This is a genomic window from Moritella sp. 28 (assembly GCF_018219435.1).
In the GTDB taxonomy this organism is placed as follows: Bacteria; Pseudomonadota; Gammaproteobacteria; order Enterobacterales; family Moritellaceae; genus Moritella.
Map to the genome: position 1 here is coordinate 4,837,480 of NZ_CP056121.1, position 12,112 is coordinate 4,849,591.

Genomic DNA, 12,112 nt, shown 5'->3' on the forward strand with positions numbered 1-12,112 from the left:
ATAAATGAGAGTAGATTAACGTATTAAACGGAAACTGATACGTTAATCTGTTATCGATAAGCAGCGTGATTAAATTATACGATTGCGCGGCCTAAATATTCGACTAAGGCTTCAGAAAGGTTTAACCATTCATCTTCAGGCACAAATGCGCTTGGATCATCTTCATCATACTCACCAAATTCTTCCCAATACACTTCACGCACAGCACACGCAAATTCATTGTTTAATTCAGCCATTTCTGCAATGCTGCCGAACCAAACAATATGGCGTAAATCGACGGTTAATTCGTTGACGTGCTCGATCCACTCTGCATCAGATTGCGTTTGTTCTTGTAGTACTTCAAAGCGCTCTTTCGCGGCATAAACTAACTCTTCGTCCATTTCGCCAGTATCAGCCAAAATAGCGAGATACTCATCATAAATAAACTCAATGGCTTCTTCACGGCCATTACACCAGTGTAGCTTAGTGCCTCTACTACCTAATACTGATGCATTGTAAGAATCATCAATATGCACGATAGCCCAGCTATCTATAAATCTACTCATGGTTTTCTCTTTAGTTTATGTTACGACAGATTATCAATCGCTATTATAACCAAAAATCGCTACGCTTGTATCTAACTTGATAATACAGGCAACGGATATGAGCACAAATACACAACCGAAAATTGCAATCATAGGCGCGGGCTGGCTAGGTAAGCCACTCGCACGACAGTTATTATCGCAAGACTATCCGCTTATAGTCAGTTGTAGCCATACCGAAAAAGCAGCAAGTTTAGTTTCTCAAGGTATCCCAGCAGTAAGCGCCACCCTTAGCAATGAACCACAAGGTGATTGGAAAAGTTTATTAAGCAATAAAGATATTGCCATTTGTCTGTTACCAGCCAGTAGAGGTAATCATGCAAGCTCACCATTAGTGGTACAAATTAAACAATTGTTAGCACTACTCAAAGAATACCAAGTGGGTAAATTGATCTTTATTAGTTCCACCAGCATATATCAAAAAACAGACCAAGCATTGACCGAAACATCACCCTTAAATCCAAACAGTACTGTGTATGCGGCAGAACAATTAATTCAGCAACAACAAAATATTGATTACACCATTATCCGCTTTGCTGGGCTTATTAGCGAAGATAGGAATCCAACAAAAAGTTTATCGAAAAAGAGTGCCGACGGTCATATCTTTGATGCCGGAGAATCACCTGTAAACCTAATTCATCAACATGATGCGGTTGGGATCATTCATCAAGTGATCAAACAAGAATGTTGGGGAGAAGTATTCAATGCCTGTTGCGATCACCATCCCAGCAGACAAACATTCTATCAACAAGCAGCCAAACAACTGAGTATTACGATTCCAAGCTTTACAACTAAGAACAGCAAACCACATTGCATCATTGCCAACGAGAAGTTAAAGCAACGATTAAACTACCAATTTACACATCAGTCAGCTACAGATTTAGTAATTTAGGTTTTGGCATTTGACTTGGTTTGAGGCTATCAAAACAATATAGAGACATGAGAATAGGGTGACGAAACCAAATACGCAGGCGGCCCCAACGAGAAATAGTCTTTACTTGTTTGGAGACAACAGGGGTATAACATACAGCAGTGCAGGTTACACAGGTGGGCTTTTCTATACCACTTTCACAAAATGCTAGTTTACGCGCGGTCATTTGTTGTAAACGTTCGCACTCACGACATACTTTACCTTGGTAAACATGATGCTGTTTACAATACATAGTTATCATTGCATTTTGCAGGCGCATTTCACGGTTTAAACGTGGCTGCGCTAAAGTTTCAGTAACTGTTTTCATCGTATATCTATTTTATCTGTTCGCCAACTTAACGGTTCAATAAATCCGTTAATCTCTTAGTTCAACAATAAAATGAGTCTTGTATAAATTCAGAAGAGCGCAATTAGAACAGCAAAATAATCGAACTGCAAGACAAAAAACAGGCGTTTAGTGTACATCCGTTTTTTGCCTTGCTCCATTATCACTCAACAATAAGGCAGCAATGAGTCTGAATTACTGTCCAGCCTGTACCAATCCGATAGTGACGACATCTTTCGTTAATAACTCAGGTAATAACTTTCCTTGTGGTAATGCCGGGCCAAACACCTGATTGAATGGGATAGCATAACGGCCATGGCGTTTTAAATACGCTTCAATTTGACTGTCGGGCTTAGTCCAGTCTCCCTTCATCGCTACAACGTTATCCGCATTTAAACGGGCGATAATATCACTACGTTGCAGCACTGCACGTTCATTCACCACACAGGTAATACACCAATCGGCAGTAATATCGATAAACACGGTTTTTCCTTCCGCTACATATTCCGCAATCTTTTCAGGCTCAAATGCCTGCCAGTGTATTTCTGATTCAGACTGGATATCGCTGCGCTGTAATAACTTCACAGACTCAGGCGACCAAATAATGGTATTCGCCAACAGCAGATATATTGCAAATGTCGTGACCAGTGATTTAGGGCCCGGTTTAACGATTAAGAGAATCACCATCGCACAAATAATGACGCTAAAAGTAACCCACAACATCATGCTTAAATGTGCTTGCAGCAGCCAAATTAGCCACACTAATGTCGCGCAAAGTAAGGCTGCTAGAAACTGACGAAAGCGTACCATCCATAAACCCGGCTTTGGCATCACTTTTACGCTATTTGGCCACATCGCGATAAGTAAATATGGCAGTGATAAACCCAAGGCTAAACCACTAAATATCACCATAATCTGCCAGCCTGAGCCAGCTAAGGCAAAGGCAACCGCGGTACCTAAAAAAGGCGCAGAGCAAGGCGTTGCTAATAACACCGCAAAGATACCTTGATAAAAATGCCCCTTATTAGAGCCAGACAGCCTATCCATTAAACTTTGTGGTAACTGCACATCAAATTTATCCAATAAATTTAATGCAAATAACAACAATACCGGGATCATGATCAATAAGAACGCAGCCGATTGGAATTGCACTCCCCAACCAAAACCAATACCGAAATACTTTAAGCCTATGAAAAGTAATGCCAGCAACCAAAACGCCACAAAAATACCAGCGGCGCTTAATAAAAAGTTAACCCGTCGTTGCGCACTCGATTCACTAACCGATTCAACCACACCTAATAATTTAATCGACAAAACCGGTAATACACACGGCATTAAATTAAGAATCAAACCACCAACAACCGCCAGCAGCAACATGTATATCCAACTTGGTAAGGTTTGTTCTATCACGGTGGGTTTAATGGTATCGGTAAATGTAATGCCCCCGTGTGCATTGGTTAACGTCACTTTTAACGCTTGTTGAGGATCTAATCGAGCAGGTGTGCCCGCCATGTCTTCAACCCGTATAATTAAACGTGTGACCCCATCTTGCTGGCTTATTTTAGGCTGACTAAACAGAGTAAAATCTACACCTTCAACAAAACTATCAAGCACTGGCGTTGTTAATCCTGCCACTTCAATTAATAATTGTGATGATGCACTGTCCCAACCGAACTGTTGGATAGAAGCCGACGTGGCACTAATATCTACCGGAACATTAGCGACGTAAGGCTGTAGCTGTGCACTTGAGGCTTTATCAATGCTGCTTGCTGTTGCGGGGAGATTTAATACCAGATTCACTTGTGCACGTATGCACACTTCACGACACACTAACATGGTCGTTTTAGCTTGTAACGCTAAAGCTTTACTGGGATCAATAACGGTAACTTGCAGAGGATAAATCACTTCGTGTTTGTAACCATAAGTCTCAACATCATACACCATCATGCGCTGCGGTACCGGCCATGACCATTCAACATCCGCTAAGTTTTCAGATCCTTGCCAGTCAATACTCGGTGGTGCTCCAGCTAACCCAGGTGAACTCCAATAGGTTTTCCACTCATCATCTAAGGTTATTTTTAAACCCATAGACAATACCGTTGCGCCATTAACGCCATTCGCCGTTGATAGTAACTGCGCAGTCGCCACCTTCGCCGCAGGGTCAAATGCACTAGCACTTTGTTCCGCATAAGCAAAAGAAGAAAGTAAAAGGCAAATTAAAATATAAAATCGCATTCAATAAGTTCCAAATTTTTACATTACACCTATTTTAAGTCAGCTACCTTAAGATAGGAAATTAAAAACGTATGTATTACCTAACCCCACCAGAATTAGATATACTTCTCGCCGAAGACGTCACTAACACGCGTATTAAGGTGGATATTAAATTTATTCCCCTTAATCGATTTAATCACATCACTTTTACAATGGGCAATTAAAATGGATTACGCATTTGTTAAACACATGCATATGGGCATGGCTTACCTTAGTATCACTTTCTTTATCTTTCGTTCAATTTTGTCGGTCACAGAATCTTCATTATTACAAAATAAGGTAATCAAAATATTACCGCACATCATTGATACGCTACTTATCTTGCTAGCGGGTCACTTAATGATGACAATCCAACAATATCCGTTTGCTGATGCTTGGTTAACGGCAAAGTTAATCGGCCTTATCGCTTATATTATCGTGGGTACAATTGCAATAAAACGTGGTAAGACAGCTATCATACGCTTATGGGCAAGTGTGGCTGCGGTAGCCATTTTTGCTTATATTCTGGGTGTTGCAAAAAGTCATGATGTGATGTCGTGGTTAGCGCTCGCTTAAGGGGTTTATATGACCGCATCAGCACTATTACAACAATACAGCACGTTGTTCCAGCCGTCAGGTAAACCCGTATTGGATTTAGCCTGTGGCGCAGGTCGCAATGGTCTGTATCTGCATCAACAACAGATACCCACTATTTTTGCCGATCAAAATCGGACTGCTTTAACCAGTATAGCGGCGGTATCGGGTGTGAGTAGCGAGCAATGCTGGCAAGTTGACTTTGAAAATGGTGAGCATAAATTACCCGCTAATCACTATCAAGGCATTGTCGTATTTCGATATTTACACCGTCCGCTCATTGACGCAATCAAGCAAGCAGTATGTTCTGGCGGTATTGTGATCTATGAAACTTTCACTGTCGAGAACAGACAATTTGGTCGACCTAATCGTGATGCATTTCTATTACAGTTGGGAGAATTAAAAGCGATGTTCAGTGACTGGGAATGTTTACATTATTTTGAAGGGATTGAACGCAATCCTGACCGCGCTATTGCACAGATTGTCTGTAAAAAACCATAAAAAAAGCGCCATGTCGAATCATCAACATGGCGCTCTTATCACAATTATAACAATCCGATATTAAGCGCGGATGAAATCAATGTGTTGTAGTTTTGGCTTGAACGCGTGGCGTTGCATAGCTTTAACTGTAACAGCCATTTCAGTACCGTCAACTACAAGCGTAATTACTGAAGAGAAGAACTCTTCGTTACGTTGTGCGTTGTTAACTGTATCGTGGTCTAGTTCGATAGAGATAGCTTCTTCGCCTTTACCGTAGATTACAGCAGGGAATTTGTTAGCGTGACGTAGGCGGCGGCTCGCACCTTTCCCAAGGTCAGAACGTACTTGTGCTTCAAAAGTGAAAGACATAATCTTTTCCTAATAAGTAGTAATATTTAGATCTGGACTAAAATCCAGATAAGTAAGCGTCTTTTAACTGCTGCCTGCGACCGGGCAACAACAGTATAATTAACGGGTGCGGATAATACCATGGCAGCCTTACCACAACAAGTAAATGCACAGAACTAAAAGATTCAGTCTATTTGAAATAAGGGAAATGTGCATCTATCGGGAATAAATACTATTTAACTCCCTTCAACATTTATTTCAACAAAAACAAGCCACCAAATAATGTACTTCAATAAAGAACAGCTATGTAAAAGATTCGGAATATTATAATCAACAGAGATTACATTCTAAATAACAAATAAATTAGAGCTATCAAACAAAAAAACAATGTATCTAAACATAATAAACTCATCTATCTCTAAAGTAAGTTTTAGATCACTAAACCGAGTATTTCAATAGGTTATACTACTTTAGATAAAGTTTATGCTGCTATACTGGAACGTAACTCCCCCTAATATCAACGATAATACTTTAGGATCTTGTATGCTGGACTCAACATTAATTAGGCTAAGCGAAGATGATAACCAAGCCGAAGTCCGTCTGCTCCCAAATAAACACGCGCCACTCGAAATAACTGATTTACTTGAATTACTGAATATTGAGCCTTTCAATCAACTATCTCCTATTCTTGCGAACCTTGAAGAAGCCGTCACCCAAATAAATAAACTTACAGGTAAACGCGCCGGCGAAGAAGAACTTATCTTTATTCTCGCAGAGCGTAATAATTGTAAAATTGATATCAGCCTAAATGAAGACTGCATGCGAGCAGAAATTAATTTAACGGCTGGCTGGGGTGATAACCAAGTTTCAATTGATGATATTTTAGCTGAGCTCACTAACAGCAACATCCACCTTGGTATTGATAAACAAAAAATAACTGAACAACTTACACAACTCTCGAGCCTATCACCCGGTGAACAAATTAAGATTACTGTTGCCGAAGGTCAACTTCCAATTAATGGCAAAGATGCCGAATTGAAACGCCAAGTATCATTAGCCCGAGAACGATTATTACAGCCACAAATAAAAACTGATGGTAATGTTGATATGCGTAACCTTGGTGAAATAAACATGGTTAAAACTAACGACGTACTCATCGAAAAAATACCCGCAGATAATGGCACCAAAGGATTCAACTTACTCGGTAAAGAGCTATTACCAAAGTCAGGTAAAGACACTAAGCTACAAGCAGGTCCTGGTACCCGGATCGACCCAAACAATCCTTTGAGATTACTTGCAACCATGACAGGACAAGCCGTTGAGGTCCAAGGCATCTTGCAAGTTGATGATATGCTAACGATTAAGAATGTAGATATAGGCACAGGTCATATTACGTTTAAAGGTAGCATTTTAATCACAGGTGATGTTGACGCCGAGATGATAGTGAAAAGTAGTGGTGATATAACCGTTATGGGGTTTGTTGACTCCGCAACCTTGGAAGCAGCAGGTGATATTATCGTCAATAAAGGCATCTTAGGCCGTCAACTAACAAATAACGGGGACAGTCAACAGCTCGCGACTAAGGTTAAAGCACAAGGACAAATACGCGCTCAGTTTGTGCAATATTCCGAGTTAACCGCCGTTGGTGACATCACGATTACAAAACAATTATTACATAGTGTGACTCATACCCAAGGAAAACTGACGGTGAGTGATGGTTTTAACCGCCATGGTGATATCATTGGCGGCACTGTAAATGCGAATAATGGTATTGTAGTAGTCAACATTGGGGCGATGTCAGGCACCAAAACTGAAATTTTTTGTGCCATGCAAGAAGATGAAATTCGAGTGCAAGTACAAGACCGTAGCCTAGAATTAAAAGCGTTAGTTGAAGAAGATGATTCGCTGTGGCTCAAAATTAATAATTTACCGCCAAAAGATAAATGGAAACATGATCACGGTGTCGTTGCTGAAATCAAAGAAATGCTGTATGAAAAAAATAGGTTTAACCAACAACGCGTGAATGACGAAATAGAATTACAGCAACTACAACTTGAATTAGATCAATACTTTCACGTACACAACATTGAAGTAAGTAAATGTATATTTGATAACGTTACCTTACATGTAGGTACAGCATCAACCGTTACTCAGCGTGAGCACGGCCCTTGTCGAGTCATACATAAAGATAAACAAATTGACTTCGATTATGCTGATCATGGTTAGATAATAATAAATACCATGCTCACTAATTTTATATGTGCGAACAAAAAGGCCTAAGTGCTCACTTAGGCCTTTCTTTCAATATACGAGCTTAATAAACTTACAGATTTGCTAGTGCTTGGGTAAAATCAGCCAGTAAATCATCAGTATCTTCAATACCAATTGAACAGCGGATCATATTCTCACTAATACCCGATTCCTGTCTTGCTACTAGGCCAATTTCATGGAAAATAGTTGGCGCAACAGGCAGTGCTAAACTGCGGTTATCACCTAAATGCGTCGCGCCAATCACCAGCTTCAACTCATTTAAAAATTTGCAACAATCCAAACCTTCTTTCAAGTCTAAACTTAACATCGATCCCGATGCAGAAAATAACGATTTAGCACGAGCATATTCAGGATGTGATTCCAAACCAGGGTAATAAACACGTTCAACTTTTGGATGATTCTCTAACATTAATGCTAAAGCTAATGCCGAACCTGACGATTGCTTAATTCGCAGAGCCATGGTTTCTGAACCTAACGCTAATTGGCCAGCCGCTTCAGAACTCAGACAGGCGCCCATATCACGTAAGCCTTTCTTCTTCATTTGCGCATAACCCCACATAGCCGGGTCACCTTTACGGTACGCTTCAAATATATTCGGGTACTGTGACCAGTCAAATAAACCAGTATCTGTTACAGAGCCGCCAATCACATTTCCGTGACCACCAAAATATTTTGATAGTGAAGTAACGATAAGATGACTCTTCACGACTTTAGGTTGGAACAAATACGCTGACGTTAATGTATTATCAACAACATATAGTAAACCTTTGGCATCACATAACTCGCCGATTTCGGCTAAGTCACAAACTTGTGTAGCAGGATTTGCAATTGTTTCTACAAACACCATTTTCGTATTTTCTTGGCAAGCTGCAGCAACGTTAGCCACATCTGTCGCATCAACAAGTGTCACTTCAATGCCAAAACTTTTTAATGTACCAAATACACTTGAGGTATTACCAAATAAGAAACGGCTGGCAACAATATGATCGCCACCTTTTAATAAAGTCAAAAATACCGCAACAATCGCCGCCATACCAGAGCTAAAACATAGTGATGCTTTACCCTGCTCCATTTCGCAGATCATGTTTTGCAACATATCAATCGTTGGCGTAGCTTGACGAGCATAAGCTTGGCCAGCTTGGCGGCCTTGGAAGATATCGATAAGATCTTGAATGTCATCATAACCATAAGTGGCAGAGTTATAAATTGGCGCGTGAATAGCACCAAACTCTAAATTTTGGTTGTGATCATGATGAACTAAATGAGTAGTGAATCCCTGCTCTTTCATTGATATTCCTTCATACAACAAATTGACGTTAACCTCATTATTGATCAGGATGAGGCTAACTTATAGCATTTATATCATTTATAATTAGCGGTGAAAGTTATGGGTGAACACCACGACTAATTGGGTTTTGTAATGAGATCAATGTTTCGGTCGATTGTACTTCTTCAATCTGTTGAATTTTATCAATCAGTACTTTTTGTAGTTCATCAATCGAGCGCGTCATCAACTTAACAAAAATATTGTAATTACCCGTTGTGTAATACGCTTCTACGACTTCATCTAACGCTTTTAATTGTGCCAACGCAGAAGGGTAATCCTTTGCGCTCTTTAGATTAATACCAATAAAACAACACACGTCATAACCGAGTTTTTTCGGGCATACTTCAACTTTAGTGCCAAGAATAACACCTGTTGTTTTCATTTTTTCGACACGTACATGAATAGTACCCGCACTTACGTTAAACTTTTTTGCCAGTTCAGCATAAGGTACACGCGCGTTAACCATGAGTGCATTAAGGATTTTTTTATCTAATTCATCAAGATTAGCATTAAGCGACATTACAACTTTTCCGATCATAAGTAACAATACAAGAAGTCGATTATAACGCTAAAACCCTAATCATCTAGCGTATAATTTGAATAATCTTGAAAAAATACCACCTTTTTGACTGCATAATTGAGATTTATCCAATATTCCATTAATTAATCTTTGAATTTCATCTAAATTAAAATAAGTTTCATGACAAAGTGAAAAAGACTATTGGTCACATAGCAAGCTTGAGTTACCATTTCGGCCTGCACACAGCGCAATTTTTCATTCAGGTAATTTCATGTCTCAACAACAATACAATCTTATCGTCGTACTTGGTGCGACCGCATCGGGGAAAACACGTTTAGGTGTCGATCTGGCAAAGCAATTAAACGGGGAAGTAATCTCAGGTGATTCTCGACAGGTATATACTGGTTTAGATATTGGGTCAGGCAAAGATTTAGCTGAATATGGCGAGGTACCTTATCATTTAATTGATATTATCGAACCCGGTAAAGAATATAACGCCTTTCAATTCCAACGCGATTTCTTCAAGGTATTTAAAGACATTAACCAACGCGGTAAACTCCCCTTCCTTGTCGGCGGTACCGGTCTATATATAGATGCGGTGGTTGCTGGTTATGAATTTGTGCAAGTCGATAAAAATATTAGCCAGCGTGAACAGTTTTCCGACATGGCACTCGAAGCCGTACAACAAATCTTATTTGAATTAGACAGCGATGCGTATCAAGCAACCGATATTACCGTGCGACCACGCTTATACCGCGCCATTGAAATAGCCCAGCATGCTACATCACTAACCACGCCTACGGCTAAAGCCCCTCTACCTGATATCAAACCACTTTATTTTGGGATCAAATGGGAACGAAATGTATTACGCCAACGTATTACCCTACGTTTAAAAGAACGCTTAGAAAACGGCATGATAGAAGAAGTTAAAGGCTTATTAGCGCAAGGTGTAACACATGAAAAATTAGAATACTTTGGCCTTGAATATCGCTTTGTCAGTCAGTATGTTGCTGGGAAGATTAGTAATGAGGACATGTTTGATAAACTCAATGTCGCGATCCATAAATACGCCAAACGCCAAGATACTTGGTTTAGAAGGATGGAACGTAACGGGACTAAAATACATTGGTTGGATGGTACCAAAGATATCAATGAACAAGCTCAACATGTACTGAGTCAATTTAATCAAGTCTAACTAGATATTAACCATAAATTCTAAGTATAAAAAAGCCACACCGAACGGGTGTGGCTTCTTATCTTATTAGCTTAAATATTTAGTAACTAAATTTTTATTATTTAGTTACTTGATGCTCTGGATTATATTTATCCATTACCACTGCACAAACAGCATCACCTGTAATATTCAATGCGGTACGCACCATATCAAAGATACGGTCTAACGCGAATAATAGTGGTAAACCTTCGATTGGAATGCCCGCAGCCAATAATACTGCAACAACAAGGAAAGACGGCCCAGGAACACCCGCTTGACCAATCGCACCTAATGTCGATGTGAAGATAATCGCAGCGTAAGCAGCCATACCTAATTCAACATTAAACATTTGCGCAAAAAACACAGCTACTAGGCCGTAATAAATGGCATTACCACTCATGTTGATCGTCGCACCTAACGGCAATACAAACGATGCCGTTGAGTTAGCAATTTTTAATTCTTTTTCACATACTTCCAATGTCACTGGCAATGTCGCCATTGATGACGCCGTCGATAATGCTAACGCTTGTGGTTTCTTCATCGCAGACATGAATTTCAGTACTGGCGTATCAGAGAAGAATTTCACAACAAGAGGGTAGAATATAAAGCCATAGATAATAATCGCAGCAATATAAACAACAAATAGTTTCATTACCACAGCTAGCGCGCTAAAACCAAACGTACCAACCGATTCCGCCATCAAGCCAAATACACCAATAGGGGCAATAATCATCACGCAGTTAATCATCCAAACGAATGCATCGATAATGGTATTTAAGCCATCCATAATTGGTTTTGCACGTTTACGCTCAACTTTCGTTAACGCAATACCAAAGAAGATACTGAATACTAAAATTTGGAGAATATTACCACTGGTTAACGCACTAAATACGTTAGTTGGGATCATACCAATAATAGTCTCAAATACACCGGGCAGTGCACCCTGTTCAGCGGTTACAGCAACGAGACCAACTGTATTTTGAGAGAAATCAACACCAACACCTGGTTCAAATACGGTACCCATCACTAACGCCAGTGCAACAGCAATCGCAGACGTCAGCATGAAGAATACAAATGTACCGACGCCAATTTTACCGGCAGAAGGACTATCACCGAGATTCGCCGCACCCGCAATAATAGATACCGCAACAAGTGGGATAACTAACATTTTGATCAGATTAATGAACAAGGCACCCAGTGGCGCAAAAATGGCAGCGCCTTCACCCATAAAGGCACCGACAGCGGCACCGATAATCATAGCAACTACAA

The 12,112-nt window shown here is 40.0% G+C and carries 12 protein-coding genes; 5 read left to right on the forward strand and 7 right to left on the reverse strand.

Annotated features, from left to right (window positions below):
• Window positions 1–74: 74 nt before the first annotated feature.
• Window positions 75–545, reverse strand: coding sequence for a hypothetical protein (locus tag HWV02_RS21520; RefSeq protein ID WP_211673358.1), 471 nt, complete (start codon window positions 543–545; stop codon window positions 75–77).
• 97 nt (window positions 546–642) lie between these two features.
• Here HWV02_RS21520 and HWV02_RS21525 point away from each other — a divergent pair, with 97 nt between their 5' ends.
• On the forward strand, window positions 643–1,473 hold the full coding sequence (locus HWV02_RS21525; RefSeq protein WP_211677807.1) for an NAD(P)H-binding protein: 831 nt from the start codon (window positions 643–645) through the stop codon (window positions 1,471–1,473).
• Here the strand turns inward: HWV02_RS21525 and HWV02_RS21530 are convergent.
• Both HWV02_RS21530 and HWV02_RS21535 read right to left on the reverse strand, forming a co-directional pair.
• Complete coding sequence (locus tag HWV02_RS21530) at window positions 1,454–1,819, reverse strand: nitrous oxide-stimulated promoter family protein (protein WP_211677808.1); 366 nt, start codon at window positions 1,817–1,819, stop codon at window positions 1,454–1,456. The genes HWV02_RS21525 and HWV02_RS21530 overlap by 20 nt on opposite strands.
• Before the next feature lie 213 nt (window positions 1,820–2,032).
• Window positions 2,033–4,072, reverse strand: a complete 2,040-nt coding sequence (locus HWV02_RS21535) for a protein-disulfide reductase DsbD (protein ID WP_211677809.1) — start codon at window positions 4,070–4,072, stop codon at window positions 2,033–2,035.
• A 204-nt stretch (window positions 4,073–4,276) separates the two neighbouring features.
• Here HWV02_RS21535 and HWV02_RS21540 point away from each other — a divergent pair, with 204 nt between their 5' ends.
• Window positions 4,277–4,666, forward strand: a complete 390-nt coding sequence (locus tag HWV02_RS21540; RefSeq protein WP_211677810.1) for a SirB2 family protein — start codon at window positions 4,277–4,279, stop codon at window positions 4,664–4,666.
• Window positions 4,667–4,675: 9 nt separating this feature from the next.
• A complete protein-coding gene (locus HWV02_RS21545) occupies window positions 4,676–5,185 on the forward strand; it encodes a tellurite resistance protein (RefSeq protein ID WP_211677811.1) in 510 nt (169 codons plus the stop codon).
• Between the two features lie 60 nt (window positions 5,186–5,245).
• On the opposite strand, the gene rplY is transcribed toward HWV02_RS21545, so the two are convergent.
• On the reverse strand, window positions 5,246–5,533 hold the full coding sequence (gene rplY / locus HWV02_RS21550; protein WP_198439038.1) for a 50S ribosomal protein L25: 288 nt from the start codon (window positions 5,531–5,533) through the stop codon (window positions 5,246–5,248).
• Window positions 5,534–6,055: 522 nt separating this feature from the next.
• Here rplY and HWV02_RS21555 point away from each other — a divergent pair.
• The gene (locus HWV02_RS21555; RefSeq protein WP_211689302.1) at window positions 6,056–7,738 is read left to right on the forward strand and encodes a DUF342 domain-containing protein; all 1,683 of its coding nucleotides are present in this window, start codon (window positions 6,056–6,058) and stop codon (window positions 7,736–7,738) included.
• Between the two features lie 97 nt (window positions 7,739–7,835).
• On the opposite strand, the gene HWV02_RS21560 is transcribed toward HWV02_RS21555, so the two are convergent.
• Together HWV02_RS21560 and asnC are read right to left on the reverse strand one after the other, a co-directional pair.
• Window positions 7,836–9,071 (reverse strand): cystathionine gamma-synthase family protein, encoded by a 1,236-nt coding sequence (locus HWV02_RS21560; protein WP_211673365.1) that lies wholly within the window; start codon window positions 9,069–9,071, stop codon window positions 7,836–7,838.
• A 97-nt stretch (window positions 9,072–9,168) separates the two neighbouring features.
• Window positions 9,169–9,630 carry a transcriptional regulator AsnC gene (gene asnC / locus HWV02_RS21565; RefSeq protein ID WP_006032709.1) on the reverse strand — a complete coding sequence of 154 codons (462 nt, stop codon included), beginning with the start codon at window positions 9,628–9,630 and terminating at the stop codon, window positions 9,169–9,171.
• A gap of 271 nt (window positions 9,631–9,901) precedes the next feature.
• On the opposite strand from asnC, the gene miaA reads away from it, so the two are divergent.
• On the forward strand, window positions 9,902–10,825 hold the full coding sequence (miaA, locus tag HWV02_RS21570; protein WP_211689303.1) for a tRNA (adenosine(37)-N6)-dimethylallyltransferase MiaA: 924 nt from the start codon (window positions 9,902–9,904) through the stop codon (window positions 10,823–10,825).
• Between the two features lie 97 nt (window positions 10,826–10,922).
• Here the strand turns inward: miaA and HWV02_RS21575 are convergent, their stop codons facing one another.
• Window positions 10,923–12,101, reverse strand: a complete 1,179-nt coding sequence (locus tag HWV02_RS21575) for a dicarboxylate/amino acid:cation symporter (protein WP_249185563.1) — start codon at window positions 12,099–12,101, stop codon at window positions 10,923–10,925.
• Window positions 12,102–12,112 lie beyond the last annotated feature (11 nt).